Genomic DNA, 18,392 nt, shown 5'->3' on the forward strand with positions numbered 1-18,392 from the left:
ATAAAATATTATAAATAATGATAGAGCATATAACTTTAACAGATTTTAAAGAAAAGGAAATACATGGCATTTCTGGGAAAGGTGTATCATTTAAAAAGATTAGAATACCTGATGAAAATTGTTCTAATTTTCTAATTTGGTATGATATAATCAACCAAAAAAGTGGTGAAAAATTCAGTGGTCCTATTGATTGCCTTGTAAGCCCCTATCAACGTGATGTCAGTCAAGTTACCTTATATAAATCTATTATTATACCGGATAATTGTACTCTCTTTATTCAAGTTAAATCAATTTTGAAAAAGGATTTTAAAGGAACGAGTTATATTGATTTTGAAATTTTTACTCCAACTTCTGAACTTGAAAAAAAATCAGGGGTTAAGGTTTTTATATCTGAAAATGATAGGCAAAATGCTTTTAAAATTGCACTCACAAATTTAGCTCGATTTTTTAATATACCAAATTGGGAATATGACGATAATCAAGCTCTTTACAATAAAATCGAACTTTTGAATATTACTATTGTAAAATTTTTACAAGATTATTTTAAAGCATATAACGAGTGGTTCAATTTTTATGAGAGGATTAAAAACATTGAAAACACAACAGGTCAGGGGTACAATTTAACAGATACTGAACGAAACGAACTTGATGAACTAATAAAAAATCGTGAAAATACTTTAAATTCGCTACAAGAAGAATTTGATAAACTGCAATTTGAAAAATTTAAAAAAGAAAATGGACTTGAAAATGTTGATGGTATAATATCATGATAATAATGTGTTGCTACGATTCCTTATTTGATTTAGAAATAAACTGGGAAGCAATTACTGCTTGCGGAACAGTTGCACTTGCAATTATAACTATTTCCCTTGCATTTGCAGCAATTAAACAACTTAAAGATATTCGGACAAATTCAGCGGAAAATATTATTATGAAACAAATAGAATTTCATTATAAAATAGTAGAAGGAATAAAGTCAAAGGAAATGGGACAAGGTGAAGACGCATTTAAATTTATGTACACTTTATTGGCAAAATCTTATTTTTCTAACTATGATATTATTAGAAATGATGATGAAAGCATAAAAAGCAACATTGGTATTGCTTATAGTGATTTACATAGAAGACATGGCAATCTGTTAGGTCATTATTATAGAAATTTATACAGAACTTTCAAAAATATAAATGATACAAAAATTAAAGGATTTAACAAAAATCGTTATGCTAAACTTGTTAGAGCACAACTATCGGAATATGAAATTTTATTGTTATTCTATAACTGTTTATGGGTTGGTGATGATGACAAATTTAAAAAATTGGTTCAAGATTATGGACTATTAGAAGGCATAAATTATGATAAGCTTTTAGATAGGAGACATGATAATTTATATTTAGAAACTGCATTTGGAAATGATTTTATATAGTTTTTGTACCTTATTTGTACCTTGCTTTTGTAAGTGATTGATTTCAAATGCTAATTACTTTTTGTGTGGGAAAGTAAAACTTCATCTATGGAATTCGCATCACGTATTAAAAATATAAATATATATCAACCAGTTTCCAACCTCAGTATTCAGATATAATATTTTATACTTTACCAGAGAGTGTGGGTATTGAAATAATTTTATATCAAAAAAATAATAAAAACAATGTCTAAAAAAGTTATACAAGCAAAAGAAGGATTAAATGAAATTTTACTTTACACTACCCTAAACGGAAAAGTAAAAGTAGAAATTTTCTTACACAATGAAAATATTTGGTTAACTCAACAAAAAATTGCCGATTTATTTGGAGTTGAAAGAAGTGTTGTAACAAAGCATTTACTAAATATTTACACCGAAAATGAATTAGTAAAAGAGTCAACTTGTGCAAAAATTGCACAAGTTCAAATCGAAGGCAATAGAACTGTTAACAGACAAGTAGAATTTTATAATCTCGATGCAATCATTTCTGTTGGCTACCGTGTAAACAGCACACAAGCAACACACTTTCGTATTTGGGCTACAGAACGTCTGAAAGAATATATTATAAAGGGTTTTACAATGGACGATGATCGCCTGAAAAACCCAAACAATATTTTTGGTAAAGATTATTTCGAAGAGCAGTTAGCACGTATTCGCGATATTCGCTCAAGTGAAAGACGTTTCTACCAAAAAATAACTGATATATATTCTCAATGCAGTGCCGATTACGATGTAAATACTCAAATAACAAAGGACTTTTTTGCAACAGTACAAAATAAATTACACTGGGCTATCACCGGTCAAACAGCAGCAGAGCTGATTGCTGCAAGAGCCAACAGCTCAAAAGAGAACATGGGTTTAACCAGTTGGAAAAATGCACCACAAGGCAATATCATAAAAACTGATGTTGGTATTGCAAAAAATTATCTAAACGAAACCGAACTTGACGGCTTAAACAGAATAGTAACAATGTATTTAGATTATGCCGAAACCCAGGCAAAAAAAGGCATAGTTATGTTTATGAAAAACTGGATTGAAAAATTAGATGCATTCTTGAAATTTAATGAAGAAGCAATATTAAAACATCAAGGCAAAGTTTCTCACGAAGTAGCTGTGAAATTAGCCGAACAAGAATACGAAAAATACCGCATCATTCAAGACAAACTTTATGAAAGCGATTTCGATAAAGAAGTAAAAAAAATAACTTCAAAGTCAACAAAAAAATTAAAAGAAAAATAAATGACCGAGCAAAATAAATCATCATGCAAAACACAGGAAAGACAATAATAATCATAGGTATAATAATTATAGTTATTGGGCTGATTGTTTATTTTTTCGGCAATAAATTAAATTGGTTTGGCAATTTGCCCGGTGATATAAAAATAAAAAAAGAAAATTTCTCTCTTTATTTTCCTATAACAACAATGGTTTTAATAAGCATTATATTAAGTTTAATTTTGTGGCTTATAAAGAAAATTTAAAATTTCAAAAAAATATTTAATGGCGAATAACATAAATATAAAAAATAGAAAAGCATCATTTGAATATAGTTTGCTCGAAAAATTCGTTGCAGGCATTCAGCTTACTGGAACCGAAATAAAATCGATAAGGACAGGGAAAGTAAGTTTTGTTGATTCTTATTGCACTTTTTTAAAAAATGAACTTTGGGTTATTAATCTTCATATTTCCGAGTATGAATACGGAAGTCATTATAATCACGAGCCGAAGCGAAACAGAAAATTACTTTTAAATAAAAAGGAATTAAAAAAATTATATACAAAAGTTAAAGAAAAAGGATTTACAATAGTTCCCACATTTTTATTTATAAACGAAAAAGGACTTGCCAAACTTGAAATTGCCGTTGCAAAAGGAAAACAGCTACATGACAAACGAGAGGATATTAAAAGAAAAGATGCTGAAAAGGAGATGAGAAAACAAAGGTGAAATTTAGGATTTGGAATTTGCGATTTAGGATTTATAAAAAACTTTAAACTCTTTTAATTTCTGCACCAATAGCATTCAAACGCAAGTCGATATTCTGATATCCGCGATCGATTTGTTCAACATTGTGAATTACACTTTTCCCATCGGCTGATAATGCGGCAATGAGAAGTGATACACCTGCGCGTATGTCGGGCGAAGTCATTTCTATTCCGCGTAAATGATACTGATGGTTTAAACCGATAACAGTAGCACGGTGAGGGTCGCATAAAATTATTTTTGCACCCATATCGATAAGCTTGTCAACAAAAAACAAACGACTTTCAAACATTTTCTGATGTATTAATAAACTTCCTTTTGCCTGAGTGGCAACAACGAGTATAACACTCAGCAAATCGGGAGTGAATCCGGGCCAAGGTGCGTCGGCAATTGTCATTATTGAACCATCTATAAAATTTTCAATTTCATAATTTTCTTGTCTGGGAACAAAAATATCATCGCTGCGTTTTTCTATTTTAATTCCAAGGCGTTTGAACACTTCAGGTATGATTCCAAGATGTTCATATTTCACATCTTTAATATTTATTTCTGAACTTGTCATAGCGGCAAGTCCAATAAAACTGCCGACTTCAATCATGTCGGGCAATAATTTGTGTTCGGTGCCTTTCAAAGAAGTTACACCTTCAATGGTTAATAAATTGGAGCCGATACCTGAAATTTCTGCTCCCATCCTGTTAAGCATTTCGCAAAGCTGCTGTATATACGGTTCACAGGCAGCGTTAAAAATAGTTGTTTTGCCTTTTGCCAACACTGCTGCAAGAATGATATTTGCTGTACCCGTTACCGAAGCTTCGTCGAGAAGCATATAGCAACCCTTCAGTTCTTTTGCTTCAATTTTATAAATGTCATCTTTTGCATCATAAGAAAAAGTTGCACCGAGGTTTTGCAAGCCTATAAAGTGAGTATCCAAACGGCGTCTTCCGATTTTATCACCTCCGGGTTTTAAAATATATGCTTTGCCAAAACGTCCGAGCAATGCACCTGTGAGCATTACCGAACCACGCAAGCTTGTAGCTTTATTTTTAAAATCTTCGGAATTAAGATATGCTAAATCAATATTTTCAGCACAAAAAACGAATTCGCCTTTTACAGTATTATCAATCTTTACACCGAGCTTTGCAAGAAGGGCAATGAGATTATTTATATCGCGTATGTCGGGAATATTTGAAATTTTTACTTTTTCGGAAGTAAGAATTGTTGCACAAATTACCTGCAATGCTTCATTTTTAGCACCCTGTGGAATAAGTTCTCCTTTAAGTTCTTTTCCACCAATAATTTCAAATGAACTCATAAAATTGACAATGAGTTAAAATTTATTGCTTTGGATATTATTGTTGTTTGTTCTGTGATTGCTGTATTTATTGTTGCTGCTACTGCTATTGCTTGGAATAGTTATTTTCTTTTTCTTTCTGTTTCTTGCAAGTATGTCGTTGGTATTATACAACCGCATATTTTCCGATAATTTCAATTTCCCGTTTGATAAAATACCGAGATGTTCATTAATAAGGTCATCAGTTACGGATTCTCTGTTCCAAGTAAGATATGATTTTTTCAGATGATTGGCAATTACATTTACCAGCATTTCCTTTTCCTGATTATCTTCCATTTCGCACACTTTCTGAATCATTTTATCAATAGTTTTTCCATAATAACGAAATTTAATATCACGGGGATTGCTGTATGAAATTCGTTCAGGTTTTTTGAAGATATCCTGCTTTTGAATAATTGGATATGGTGAATCAACTTCAAGATTGAAGTCGGAAATTATAAAAAGATGGTCCCATAGTTTATGTTTAAAATCAGCGACATCTCTGAGGTGTGTGTGTAGTTGTCCCATAACTCCGATAATTGAACGAACTACATTATTGCGTTTTTCCTTGTCTTCTACGGTCATTGCGTATTCTACCATTTTCTGTATATTTCTGCCGTACTCACGCATTACAAGTTTTGAACGGGTGCTGTTGTATTCCATAAAATTAGTTTAAAGTTTCAGGTCTAAAGTTTAAAGTTAATTCAATTCGGGACGGTTGATGTTTTTTAATTTTTATCGGTTCTAAAAAAAGAAACTTTTTACACGATTTGAATTTACAAAGATAAGATTTTTTTTTAAATTAAAAAATCAGTCAATCACTTTCAATTTAGCATATTTCAGCAGCAATTGTTTTTGCCCAATATTTTCAAAAAACACAATCGCTTTTTTATCGGATTGTTTTCCTTCAATTGTAATCACTTTTCCTTTTCCAAATCGCTGATGTTCCACTACCATTCCTGCTTGTATGTTTTGGTTGTTGTTAAAATCAGAATTATTTTCTGTAACAGAATTATTTATTGCCTGATTTATTTTTACAAGATTTCTTTTAATGATTTGTCCTGTGTATTTATATTTTTTTATTTCAAATTTATCAAAGCTCAAGCTGCTGTCGTCATCATATTGTTTGAATTGCTTTTTATTTTCATACTGAATATATTTCGCATCAAGTTCTTCAATGAATCTGCTTGGTTCGCATGAAACAACATTTCCCCAGCGATAGCGCGTTGTTGCAAAGGAAATAAAAGCTCTTTTCATTGCTCGTGTCAGGGCAACATAAAATAGGCGACGTTCTTCCTCGAGTTCGTTTCTTGTGTTGACGTTATATTGCGACGGAAATAAATTTTCTTCAACACCTGAAATATAAACATAAGGAAATTCAAGTCCTTTCGCAGCATGGATAGTCATTATGGAAACCTTGTCGTTACCGTCTTTATCTTTTATATCGGCATCGGTAACTAATGCAATATCCTGCATAAATTCAGTGAGAGTTGAAGTGCTTTCTTCGCCCACGCCACTTTCCTGCCTGTTAACGAAATCTTTTATACCGTTGAGTAGTTCCTCAATATTCTGATGCCTGTTTATACCTTCGGGAGTTTTATCATTATAAAGTTCTTTTGCAACTCCCGAAGAATTAGCAATGAGGCAAGCCATTTCATGAGCATCTTTATTTTTAAGCTGAACAGAAAAACTTTTGAGCATCGTAATAAATTCCGATAATTTATTTACTGTTCCGGAATTAAGTCCTGTTTTATAATTACCTATATCTTCAATAATTTCCCAGATACTTTTGTTATTTTCACTTGCAACAATAATTAACCTTTCAATTGATGTTTTACCTATTCCTCTTACAGGATAATTAACAATTCTCTTCAAAGCTTCATCATCGTTATTATTAATGGTAAGACGAAAATAAGCGAGTAAATCTTTTATTTCTTTTCGTTGGTAAAATGAAAGTCCACCGTAAATTCTGTATGGAATATTAAGCTTTCTGAGCGATTCTTCAAATGCCCTTGATTGTGCGTTTGTGCGATAAAGAATCGCAAAGTCCTTATTTTGCATCTGAAAATTCATTTTGCTTTCGAAAATGGAATTTGCCACAATGCTTCCCTCTTCGCTGTCGGAATATGCTTTCAGAATTTGTACTTTTTCGCCGCTTTCATTTTCAGTCCAAACTACTTTATGAATTTTCCCGACATTATTAACAATAATGCTATTTGCCGCATTTACAATATTTTGTGTTGAACGGTAATTTTGTTCAAGACGGAATGTTTTGCAATCGGGATAATCATTCTGAAAGCCGAGAATGTTCTGAATATTTGCACCGCGGAAAGAATATATGCTTTGTGCATCATCACCGACAACGCAAACATTTTCATATAATGCAGCAAGCTGTTTCAGGATAATATATTGACAATGGTTTGTATCCTGATACTCGTCAACAAGAATATATTTGAAATTCTTTTGATACCTGAGCAAGGCATCGGGAAAATTTCTCAGCAGAACGTGCATGTTGAAAAGCAAATCGTCGAAATCCATTGCGGAAGCTTTGTAGCAGCGCCTGCAATACGCCTCGTAAATTTGTCCGAACAAAGGTTTTCGAGCCATCCTGTCTTCAGAAACAAGTTCATCATTTTTATTGTATTCTTCATAAGATAGCAAACTTGTTTTTGCTGCCGAAATGCGTCCAAGAATATAACTCGGATTGTAAACCTTATCGTCAAGGTCCATTTCCTTGATTACAGATTTAATAATACTTTTAGAGTCATCGGTATCGTAAATAGTGAAATTATTCGGATAGCCGATTTTTAAAGATTCTTTACGCAAAATTTTTGCAAATACCGAATGAAAAGTTCCCATCCATATATTGTGAGCATCAGTTGTGCCAACAATTTTTGTTATTCTTTCTTTCATTTCTTTTGCCGCTTTATTAGTAAAAGTAAGCGCCAAAATATTGAAAGGGTCAATGTTTTTCTTCAGGAGATACGCAATTTTATAGGTGAGAACCCTTGTTTTACCTGAGCCGGCACCTGCAATGACCATTATAGGACCATCGGTATAAGTTACTGCTTCTTTCTGTGCTTCGTTAAGTTCTTTTAAAAAAATTTCCACATTAATAAATTATTATCCAAAGTTACTATTTATTGAATTATCTTTTTTATTATTTATAAAAAAAGTTAAATAGAAACAATTTTACTAAAACACTTTTGACAAATACAATCAATTTGATTATATTTGTTTTCTTCATATATGAATTCATAAAAATGAAAATCACAAATATGTTGCTGTCAAAAAATAATCCCTTACTGGTTTTAACAGTTTGTGTTTTTTTTGTTGGTTTGATAGGATATCTGGATTACCTTGCTGGTTATGAAATTAGATTAACTATATTTTATTCTATTCCTATTCTTGTTTCGAGTTGGTTTATTTCGGCATACGTAGGTTATGCTTTTTCCGTATTTAGTATTTTTATAATATTTTATACTGATAATTTATCTAATAACTCATTCAAATTAACCGGTATATATATATGGGATTATGCAGGAGTTTTTTTGTTTTATATATTTTCTTCATATATCATAGCTGAAATAAAAAAAATAATACAGAGAGAAATAATATTTTCAAGAACTGACCCACTTACAGACATTGCAAACTCAAGGTTTTTTATCGAAGAAACAAATAAGGAAATAGAAAGAAGTAAAAGATATTTTCACACAATTTCTGCTGTTTATATTGATTGTGATAATTTTAAATATATAAATGATGAATATGGTCATGCAACGGGAGACAAACTTCTGCGTGTTATTGCAACCACAATTCGTGAAAATATCAGAGCGACTGATATTGTTGCCAGAGTTGGAGGAGACGAATTTTGCATATTAATGCCCGAAACAGGTATTGAGTTATCAACCGAAAGCATTAATGTCATTAAAGATACTCTTTTAAAAGTAATGAAAGAAAATAATTGGCCTGTAACATTCAGTATCGGAATTGCTACTTTTATCAGACCTCCTGAATCGGCAAATGAAGTTCTTGGCAAATCAGATGAACTTATGTATCATGTAAAAAAAAGCGGAAGAAATAGTATAACACACAGGGTTTTCGAATAAAAAGTACTTTAAGTACTTCAAGTTTGAAGTACTTAAAGTTAAAAAAACGTTGCTTTCATGGCACTCTATATTTTTGAAATATTCAACTAAATTTTTATGCTTCCAATAGATATTATAAAAAAATATTATCCTGAAGATTCTTTAGCTTATTTTTATTTCTACAATCATAGCGTAGCAGTGAAAGAAAAAGCAATTGAGATTGCAAACAATAATATTGATTTAAAACCCGACATTGATTTTATTACAAGTGGAGCTATGCTTCATGATATCGGAATTATTTTCACAAATGCTCCGCAGATAGGATGTTTCGGCACTTATAATTATATATGCCATGGTTATCTCGGCAGAGAACTTTTGGAAAAAGAAGGGTTGTCCGAAATTGCAAAAATCTGCGAAACTCACATCGGAGTGGGACTAACTGTTGAAGATATTGAAAAAGATAATCTGCCCATACCAAATCGCGATATGCTCCCAACATCAATAGAAGAAAAAATAATTTGTGTCGCAGATAAGTTCTATTCAAAAAACATGAAACAATTAACCACACCTAAATCTGTTGAGGAAATATTTAAAGACATTGAAAGATTTGGAAAAGAAAAACCATTGAAATTAAAAGAAATGTTCGATTTACTGAAAATCAAATATTAAAGTTGTTGTTTGTTAGCGGACGAAGAATTGGGTGAAAAAGAAATGAAAAGAAATTTAAATGTTCTGCTTATGAAAGCATTTGATTTTTTCTTTGCGTCTTCGCACCTTTGTGAGAAAAACAAACTTCTGCATTCGAGATTCAGCTTTCAATATTAGATACTTCTTCTCATTTAATCAGCATTTTAAAAAATATTTTAAATAAATTTCTAAAATTCTTTTTATCTTTGTACTTCTTTTTTGAAAGAGAAATAAGGACTGTTCTGTTAAACATTTTTAAAAGTCCCACCGTATTATTTACATAAATATAAGTATCACAAAAAAGAAAAAAAATACGATTTCATATTGGCACCAAAGATTTCATTTTGCTATTTATAATAGGTTTATTTTAATAAATTAAAAATAGTTTTTATGGCAGATTTTTTTTCAGTTATTACAGGAACAGGGCGTTACATTCCATCACAAATAATAAAAAATGAAAAATTCCTGAAAAGCGAGTTTTATTTTTCACCCGGCGAAAAGCTTGACAAATCTAATGATGAGATTATTAGTAAATTTGAACAAATCACAGAAATAAAGGAAAGAAGATATGTTGAGGACAAATTTGTAACATCAGATATTGGTTTCTTTGCTGCACAGGATGCTTTGAATTCATCGAATACAGATAAAGAGAGCTTGGATTATATCATTGTTCCTCATAATTTCGGCGATGTAAAAAAAACAAATCCTAAATCGGATATGGTACCAAGCATTGCTGCGAGAATTAAATGTAAATTAGGGATTAAAAATTCAAATACTATCGCTTATGACTTGATTTTCGGATGTCCGGGATGGATTCAGGCATTGATACAAGCTGATTATTATATAAAATCGGGAGATGCAAAAAAAATATTGGTGATAGGAACAGAAACATTATCACGAGTTTCCGACCCGCATGATATTGACAGTATGTTATACTCTGATGGTGCAGGTGCCGTTATTCTTGAATCCGTTGAAAGCGAAAATCCAGTCGGAATTATTTGTCACAAAACGAGGTCAGATACATCAGAATATGCCAACTTGCTCAAAATGGAAAAATCATATAACCTTGAAATTGGAAGTAATGATATTTTTCTTAAAATGAACGGCAGAAAATTATATGAATACGCAATAGCCACAGTACCACAATTTATAAAGGATTGCGTTGATAAATCAGGTCTTTTTATTGATGATATAAAAAAAGTAATTATTCATCAGGCAAATGCAAAAATGAATTTTGCTATTTTATCCCGATTGTTTAAGTTGTATGATATTAATGAAATCAACGAAAATATCATGCCTATGACTATCTCTAAACTCGGAAACAACTCAGTTGCTACAATACCTATATTATTTGATTTATTAGTTAAAGGAGAATTGGAAAATCAAAGAATAAATAAAGGTGATTATTTTATATTCGCTTCGGTTGGTGCAGGAATGAATGTGAATGTAATATTATATAAAAATATCAAACCATAAAAAATGTTTATACTACAAACGATTTAATCTTTATTTAAGATGAAAAAAATAATTTTATTTTTATTATCAGCAGGTATGATGATTACATCATGCGATTTTCCGAAAAACCAGAATTCCAAAAATAATTCAGACAACCAGAAGATAATTGGCAACCCCGAATTGAATCTGAAAAGTGATTTGATAACTCCGGAAGTGCTATGGGCGTTCAGCAGAATAAACGATGTTACAGTTTCACCCGATAAAAAAAGCATTTTATTTTCTGTTACATACTACGACATACCCATGAATAAAGGCAACCGCGAATTATACACAATGTCAATTGATGGCAAAGACAAAAAGCAAATTACTCACACGGCAGCTAATGAAAATAATCCTCTTTGGCGCCCCGATGGTAAAAAAATCGGATTTATTTCAGCCGAAAGCGGTTCGTCGCAAATATGGGAAATGAACGCAGATGGCTCTGACAGAAAACAGATTTCAAATATTGAAAATGACATTACAGGATTTAAGTATTCTCCCGACCAAAAGAAAATTCTTTATGTAAAAGAAGTTCCCGAACTGGTTAAAAAAGTTAAAGATGTTTATCCCGATTTGCCAAAATCCGACGGACGTGTAATTACCGACATAATGTATCGCCACTGGGATACATGGAAGGACTCATACAGCCATGTATTTGTTGCTGATTTTGATGGCAATAAATTAATCAATAACATTGATATTATGAAAGGTGAGGAATTCGATTGTCCGAATAAGCCGTTTAGCGGAATGGAAGACATCGCATGGTCGCCCGACAGTAAAAAAATTGTTTACTCATGTGTAAAGAAAAAAGGCAAGGAATATGCACTTTCAACAAATTCCGATTTGTATATTTATAATCTGCAAACAAAAACCACAGAAAATATAACAAACGGAATGCTTGGTTATGATGTTGAGCCGTCATTTTCACCCGATGGTAAAAAGCTTGCATGGAGCAGTATGGAGCGCAACGGATTTGAATCCGACAAGAGACGTTTATTTGTTCTTGATTTCGAAAAAAAATCTAAAACATATTACACAAAAGATTTCGACCAGAATGCTGAAAACATTTGCTGGAGCGAAGATGGTAAAAATATTTATTTTATCAGCGATTGGCATGCAACAGATGAAATTTATAAACTTAATCTGGAAACAGGCATGATTAAAAAGATTACTCAAGGCATTCATAATTACATTTCAGTAACTCCTGTTGGCGATAAATTAATTGCCACTCAACAATCTATGTCAAAACCAAAAGAAATTTTTTCGGTAAATTCCGGAAATGGAAATGCAACCGAACTTTCATTCATAAACAAATCACTTCTTGATAAGTTAACAATGGGTGAAGTGAAAGAGAGATGGGTAAAAACCACCGACAACAAGCAAATGCAAGTTTGGGTAATTTATCCGCCTCACTTTGATAAAAATAAAAAATATCCTGCACTACTATACTGCGAAGGAGGACCACAGTCAACCGTGAGTCAATTTTGGTCATATCGCTGGAACTTTCAAATAATGGCTGCAAACGGATATATTATTGTTGCTCCTAACAGACGCGGATTACCGGGTTTCGGACAGGAATGGCTTGAGCAAATAAGCGGTGATTATGGCGGACAGAACATGAAGGATTACCTTAGCGCAATTGATGATGTTGCAAAAGAACCATACATAAATAAAGACAAACTCGGAGCGGTAGGAGCAAGTTATGGAGGTTTCTCGGTTTACTGGCTTGCCGGAAATCACAAAAAACGATTCAAGGCATTTATTGCACACGATGGTATTTTTAATTTAGAAGCACAGTATTTGCAGACAGAAGAGTTATGGTTTGTAAACTGGGACCTCGGCGGACCATTCTGGGATAAAGAAAATAAAATTGCTCAAAAATCATACTCAACGTCACCGCACAAATTTGTTCAAAATTGGGATACTCCAATAATGATTGTTCATGGTGAGTTGGATTACAGGATTACTGTTGACCAGGGAATGCAAGCGTTTAATGCGGCTGTTTTAAAGGGAATTCCGGCTAAATTCCTGTATTTTCCATCAGAAAATCACTGGGTACTACGCCCGCAGGATGCAATCTTATGGCAGCGTGAATTTTTCTCTTGGCTTGATAAATGGTTAAAATAAAAAAAACGAGAGATTTATTCAACTTCTAATGTCCTATTATTTGTTACTGATAACAAGTCAAAGTAAATGCATTAAAGGGTATCTCTAAAGAAATATTTGTTTTTTAAATTATCAATATATATTTTTGCTTTTATAAGCTACAAATAACATTTAATACATAATAATTAATAAATTTTATAGATATGAAATATCCTTGCAAATAAAAAAAATGCACAAACCGTAAATGATTAAATAAGCAAAGCAACTTTCAACAAAGTAATGCATGGATATTCACGAGCGGGTTGAAAGGTGGGCTTTTGCGGGAGCGAGTAACTATAAAAGCTAAATAAACTGAACAGCAAATTAACAGCAGAAATATTAATTACTTACAAAACTTAAACAGATGAAAATATTAGTTTGTATCAGCAATGTCCCCGACACTACCACAAAAATCAAATTCACGAATAACAATACAGCATTTGACAAGGCAGATGTGCAATGGATTATCAATCCATGGGATGAACTTGCGCTAACGAGAGCTATGGATATCAAAGATGCTTCGGGAGGTGCAATTGAAAGTGTAGTTGTAATTAATGTCGGATTAACAGAAGATGAACCGACAATTAGAAAAGCACTGGCAATTGGGGCAGACAAAGGAATAAGAATAAATGCAGCACCAAAAGACTCTTACTTTGTAGCAGCACAATTAGCTGAAGTTATAAAAAAAGAAAACTTCGAAATAATTCTTTGCGGAATTGAATCGAGTGATTTCAACAATTCAAGCGTTGGCGGAATGCTTTCTGAATTCCTTGATGTTCCTTCTGTTTCATCTGTTTCATTTTTAAATATTGAAAATGGAAAAGTTAATGTAAAAAGAGAAATTGATGGCGGTTTTGAAAATATTTCCACTCAACTTCCTTTTGTTGGCATTGTTCAGAAAGGCATTGCAAAAGAACCAAGAATACCTTCAATGCGAGGAATTATGAGTGCACGAACAAAACCATTACAGGTTTTTGAACCCGTTCAAGTTGATGCACTTGTTGAATATGCAAACTATGAATTACCACAGTCAAAATCGGCTTGCAAAAAAATTGAGCCCGATAATGTTAAAGAACTGGTAAATCTTTTACATAACGAAGCAAAACTTATTTAGTGTTTGCGAATAAAGTCGTAAGACATTAGTCGTAAGTATAAAGTATTTATAATAGTTATTAATGAAACATTAAAACAAAAAATTATGTCAGTATTAGTATTTACAGAAAACTGGGACGGAAAGTTTAAAAAATTATCTTTTGAACTTGTAAGCTATGCAAATGAAATTGCAAAAAAGCTCAATACTTCAACAACAGCATTGTCAATCGGAAAAGTTGAGGATGATGAATTGAAAAAACTTGGCACTTATGGTGCCGTTAAAATAATTTCTGTTGAAAACGACAAGCTGAAGGGACTCGTCAATCAGGCATATACTTCGATAATAAGTCAGGTGGTTGCAAAAGAAAATGCAACAGTTGTTGTTTTCGCTAATAATTACATGGGAAAAGCAGTAGCTCCGAGATTGTCTGTGAAATTAAAAGCAGGACTTGCATCAGGCGTTTCAGCGTTACCATCAAGTTTAGAACCTTTCACAATTAAAAAGAAAGTTTATTCTTCAAAAGCTTTTGCAAACATTGTTGTTAAAACACCCGTGAAAATTCTTACTTTATTCCAGAATGCTTTTGGAATTACCGAATCCCCTGCAAATGCAACAATTGAAAAATTTTCTCCCGAATTAAAGGACTCTGATTTGAAAACTGAAATATTAGAAGTCAGCAAACACACAGGAAAGTTACTTTTAACCGACGCTGAAATTGTTGTTTCAGGTGGAAGAGGAATGAGAGGACCAGAAAACTGGGGACCAATTGAAGAACTTGCAAGCTTGCTTGGTGCAGCAACAGCATGTTCCCGTCCGGTTTCAGACGAAGGATGGCGAACGCATGAAGAACACACAGGACAGACAGGAAAAATAATTGCTCCTAACTTATACATTGCTTGTGGAATATCAGGTGCAATACAGCATTTGGCAGGAGTTAGTTCATCAAAATGTATTGTTGCAATTAATAAAGACCCCGATGCTCCTATATTTGAAGCTGCCGATTACGGAATTATTGGCGACGCTTTAAAAGTTCTTCCTGAATTAATAATTGCAGTGAAAGAACTGAAAGCTTCAGCATAAAATAAGCATAATATAATAAGCCACATACTCACCGGTTTAATAATAAAAAATAATTTTTAATCTGTGAATCTGTGGTTGTTTTGATTTAATTATTGATGTTGTTTGCAATTCTAATGCCTTTGCAATAATTTCAATAATGTGGAACAAGCAAAAAGTTTGGCGGCATTTTTCAAGACAAGTTATTTGGAGAATGAAAAAAATATTACCTTTGAAAAAAATATAATTCAAAAATTATGAACACGGCAGACATTTTAAGAAATAGTATTATTGACAAGCTATTGACAATTTCAAACAGAGATTATTTGTCGGCTCTTTTTCAGTTGGTGAATTCAAGCACTACTGATAAAGACATTGTTAAATTAACTGACGAGCAAATTTTAATGCTTCAATTAAGCGATAATGACATTAAAGACGGAAAATTAATTTCTCAAAGTCAACTAGACAAATCTGATATAAAATGGTTAAAAGAAATGTAGTTTGGACAGAAACTGCTGCCAGACAGAGAAGAGAAATTTTAAAATACTGGACAAAGCATAATGGTTCGACAAAATATGCTGAAAAATTAATCAAGTTGACAGCAAAACGCATAAATGTCATTTTAAAGCATCCTGAATCGTATAAATCCACAGAATATTCAGGGACAAGAGAGTCGGCTATGGGACACTTCAGTATTTTTTATAAACTGACAAAAGAGCAATTAATAATAACTGCATTTTGGGATAATAGACAAAACCCAAAGAAACTTCTTGAAATAATAAAAAAGTAAAACGCTTCCCAGCATGTTGGGAATATATGGCAGAATATTTGTAAACTGACGATGCTTCCTTAAACATTTGTGAACCGCTGGCTCCGCAACATAAAGCAAAACTTTTATTTATTTTCATTTCAACATTTTTTAATGAAATTTTATTTTGCACTTTTTGGCAACTGCAATTTTATTTTTTAAAATAATGTACGCTTATTTATCAATTAGCATATAAAATATTTGTTAACTTAGCTTCAAAAAGTTCAGATGATAAAATCAACAATTCAGACATTTATTTTTTTTATACTATTTAATTGCTTGTCGAATAGAACATATTCCCAAAACAATTTTTCTTCAGATTTAAAATTACTTAAACATTCTAATTTTAATAACTACAAATACAATTTAAGGAAACCTAAATTCCTTATAACAAAAAGTAAAATAGTTTTTATTAAATACAATCCTGTTTCTTTATTATTAGGTTCAATGATGTATATATATCAAAAAGTAATTTCGCCTCAGATTATGGCTGAATGCATTTATCGCCCGTCGTGTTCTGAATTCAGCAAACAACTGATAATTAATTTCGGTTTGCTTAAAGGAGTTTTTCTTACAACTGACAGATTAATGCGATGCAATCAATTTACCATTCAAGATATAAATTCTTCAAATATCAGCAATAAAGATTCAAAGATTAACGAATCTACTGATATTTACAAATACCGTTAAATTCATGCGTTTAACTTTTTTAAAAGTATTGTTTATTTTATTTTTTCCGATTTCTGCTTTTCCACAATCTTTCCAGGACTCATCAATAATTAAAAACCTTAAATTCATTAACTACCTGATTAAAATAAATGAATTAGATGATGCAAATTATTTACTTAAAAATATAGATTTAAATAAAATATCAAATAATAATATAAAGGATTCTATCAAATTCTTAATTGGAAAAAATTATTTTTCAATGAATGATATTGATTCTTCAAATAAATATTTTTATGAAATAAGTAAGAACTCAAACCAATTTATTTCATCAAGATTTTTTTCGGCATATAATTTTATTTGTTTGGAAAAATATGATAATAGTAAAGACATATTAAATGATTTTAAAACTGACGACTTAAATATTGAAAATTTCAGAAGTTTGTACTTATCAGCAATAGCTTTGCTAAAAAGGAATTATAACGAATTTGAAATCTTATCAGGAAAATTCGATTATAATTATTCGCCAACTGTTCAGGCAGAAAGAAGTTTACCTGAATATTTTGAACAACTGAAAAATCATAAAAATAATTCTATGTTTCTTGCAGGATTGATGTCTGCTGTTATACCGGGACTGGGAAAAGTATATGCAGGCAAAAAAGGTGAAGGGCTCGCTGCATTTATCATAGTAAGTAGTTTAGCTGCCACAACTTTCGAAAATTATAAAAAAGCAGGTATTAAAAATATTAAAACTATTTTTTTTGGAAGCGTTTTTACAGCTTTTTACATAGGCAATATTTGGGGCAGTGCATTTAGTGTTAAAATAAAAAACGATGAATTTAATAAAACTATTAATCGGCAAATCATGCTTGATATTAATATTCCTTTGCATACCATATTTTATTAAAGCTATTAATAATTCTCATAATTCATTGAATTATGCAAATAGTTTATTTTTAGCCGGTAAATACAGGGATGCGAGCATTGAATATGAAAAGATAATTTTCGAATCGAATGATAATATTGTTCGGGCTTCTGCATATCTTGGCAGGGCAAGAAGCATGAAACAATTAAATCAATTTGGAAAAGCCGCGCAATGCCTCGAGAGGGTTGATTATGCGAGCATTACCGACTCGTTGCATTATTTAATCAGATATGAGAATGCGCTTTGCTCCTATCTATCGGGAAATTTCGAAAATGCCGAATCGCAATTTATTCAAATGAATTATTTTTTAAAAGATACTTTGTTAATACAAAAATCCTTTTTGCTTCAGATTCTGACTTATGATGAACTACAAAAATGGAATGAATCAAAAAACATAGCTTATAAATATATTTCTTCACTCAAATTATCACCGGAAAGTAAAGACAGTTTATCAAAAATAATAAATGAAATATATGAATACAGAAATATTCCAAAGCTTCGTAATCCTGTAAAAGCAAAAACATTATCGTATATATTCCCCGGTTTAGGACATATTTATGCCGGTTATCCTTTAGAAGGCATAGTTAGTATTACTTTACAAGGTGCGGCTGTAACTATCGGCTTTTATGCTATTTATTATAAATACTATATTACAGCA

19 protein-coding genes are annotated in these 18,392 nt (G+C 31.7%); 16 read left to right on the forward strand and 3 right to left on the reverse strand.

Going from position 1 to position 18,392, the window contains the following annotated elements:
• The first annotated feature begins 17 nt into the window (after positions 1 to 17).
• The 5 genes from WC223_11335 to smpB all read left to right on the forward strand — a co-directional run bounded on the left by WC223_11335 (position 18) and on the right by smpB (position 3,406).
• Positions 18 to 770: a hypothetical protein gene (locus tag WC223_11335; GenBank protein ID MFA6924831.1), complete on the forward strand. Its 753-nt coding sequence runs from the start codon at positions 18 to 20 to the stop codon at positions 768 to 770.
• Positions 767 to 1,423, forward strand: coding sequence for a putative phage abortive infection protein (locus WC223_11340; GenBank protein MFA6924832.1), 657 nt, complete (start codon positions 767 to 769; stop codon positions 1,421 to 1,423). Before WC223_11335 ends, WC223_11340 begins: the two co-directional genes overlap by 4 nt.
• Positions 1,424 to 1,648: 225 nt before the next feature.
• Positions 1,649 to 2,701, forward strand: coding sequence for a virulence RhuM family protein (locus tag WC223_11345; GenBank protein ID MFA6924833.1), 1,053 nt, complete (start codon positions 1,649 to 1,651; stop codon positions 2,699 to 2,701).
• Between the two features lie 23 nt (positions 2,702 to 2,724).
• Entirely contained in the window at positions 2,725 to 2,943 is a 219-nt protein-coding gene (locus WC223_11350) for a DUF2905 domain-containing protein (GenBank protein MFA6924834.1), read from the forward strand.
• 19 nt (positions 2,944 to 2,962) lie between these two features.
• Positions 2,963 to 3,406, forward strand: coding sequence for an SsrA-binding protein SmpB (gene smpB / locus WC223_11355; protein ID MFA6924835.1), 444 nt, complete (start codon positions 2,963 to 2,965; stop codon positions 3,404 to 3,406).
• 43 nt (positions 3,407 to 3,449) lie between these two features.
• Here smpB and murA read toward each other — a convergent pair whose 3' ends face one another.
• The 3 genes from murA to WC223_11370 all read right to left on the reverse strand — a co-directional run bounded on the left by murA (position 3,450) and on the right by WC223_11370 (position 7,883).
• Positions 3,450 to 4,754: a UDP-N-acetylglucosamine 1-carboxyvinyltransferase gene (gene murA, locus WC223_11360; GenBank protein MFA6924836.1), complete on the reverse strand. Its 1,305-nt coding sequence runs from the start codon at positions 4,752 to 4,754 to the stop codon at positions 3,450 to 3,452.
• 15 nt (positions 4,755 to 4,769) lie between these two features.
• Positions 4,770 to 5,435, reverse strand: a complete 666-nt coding sequence (locus WC223_11365; protein MFA6924837.1) for a DUF4290 domain-containing protein — start codon at positions 5,433 to 5,435, stop codon at positions 4,770 to 4,772.
• Positions 5,436 to 5,582: 147 nt separating this feature from the next.
• Positions 5,583 to 7,883, reverse strand: a complete 2,301-nt coding sequence (locus WC223_11370; GenBank protein ID MFA6924838.1) for a UvrD-helicase domain-containing protein — start codon at positions 7,881 to 7,883, stop codon at positions 5,583 to 5,585.
• 152 nt (positions 7,884 to 8,035) lie between these two features.
• On the opposite strand from WC223_11370, the gene WC223_11375 reads away from it, so the two are divergent.
• The 11 genes from WC223_11375 to WC223_11425 form a co-directional block, all read left to right on the forward strand.
• Entirely contained in the window at positions 8,036 to 8,881 is an 846-nt protein-coding gene (locus tag WC223_11375; protein ID MFA6924839.1) for a GGDEF domain-containing protein, read from the forward strand.
• A gap of 96 nt (positions 8,882 to 8,977) precedes the next feature.
• Positions 8,978 to 9,529 (forward strand): HD domain-containing protein, encoded by a 552-nt coding sequence (locus WC223_11380; protein MFA6924840.1) that lies wholly within the window; start codon positions 8,978 to 8,980, stop codon positions 9,527 to 9,529.
• 408 nt (positions 9,530 to 9,937) lie between these two features.
• Entirely contained in the window at positions 9,938 to 11,023 is a 1,086-nt protein-coding gene (locus tag WC223_11385; GenBank protein MFA6924841.1) for a ketoacyl-ACP synthase III, read from the forward strand.
• 39 nt (positions 11,024 to 11,062) lie between these two features.
• Positions 11,063 to 13,168: a S9 family peptidase gene (locus WC223_11390; GenBank protein MFA6924842.1), complete on the forward strand. Its 2,106-nt coding sequence runs from the start codon at positions 11,063 to 11,065 to the stop codon at positions 13,166 to 13,168.
• Positions 13,169 to 13,550: 382 nt separating this feature from the next.
• Entirely contained in the window at positions 13,551 to 14,300 is a 750-nt protein-coding gene (locus WC223_11395; GenBank protein MFA6924843.1) for an electron transfer flavoprotein subunit beta/FixA family protein, read from the forward strand.
• Positions 14,301 to 14,384: 84 nt separating this feature from the next.
• Entirely contained in the window at positions 14,385 to 15,359 is a 975-nt protein-coding gene (locus tag WC223_11400; GenBank protein MFA6924844.1) for an electron transfer flavoprotein subunit alpha/FixB family protein, read from the forward strand.
• 233 nt (positions 15,360 to 15,592) lie between these two features.
• On the forward strand, positions 15,593 to 15,835 hold the full coding sequence (locus tag WC223_11405; protein MFA6924845.1) for a hypothetical protein: 243 nt from the start codon (positions 15,593 to 15,595) through the stop codon (positions 15,833 to 15,835).
• Entirely contained in the window at positions 15,817 to 16,125 is a 309-nt protein-coding gene (locus tag WC223_11410) for a type II toxin-antitoxin system RelE/ParE family toxin (GenBank protein MFA6924846.1), read from the forward strand. Before WC223_11405 ends, WC223_11410 begins: the two co-directional genes overlap by 19 nt.
• Before the next feature lie 246 nt (positions 16,126 to 16,371).
• Positions 16,372 to 16,833, forward strand: a complete 462-nt coding sequence (gene yidD / locus WC223_11415; protein ID MFA6924847.1) for a membrane protein insertion efficiency factor YidD — start codon at positions 16,372 to 16,374, stop codon at positions 16,831 to 16,833.
• A 4-nt stretch (positions 16,834 to 16,837) separates the two neighbouring features.
• On the forward strand, positions 16,838 to 17,716 hold the full coding sequence (locus WC223_11420; protein ID MFA6924848.1) for a hypothetical protein: 879 nt from the start codon (positions 16,838 to 16,840) through the stop codon (positions 17,714 to 17,716).
• A partial coding sequence (locus tag WC223_11425) for a hypothetical protein (GenBank protein ID MFA6924849.1) occupies positions 17,643 to 18,392 on the forward strand: 750 nt, incomplete at its 3' end. The genes WC223_11420 and WC223_11425, both read left to right, overlap by 74 nt.

The organism is Bacteroidales bacterium (genome assembly GCA_041671145.1).
In the GTDB taxonomy this organism is placed as follows: Bacteria; Bacteroidota; Bacteroidia; order Bacteroidales; family JAHJDW01; genus JAQUPB01.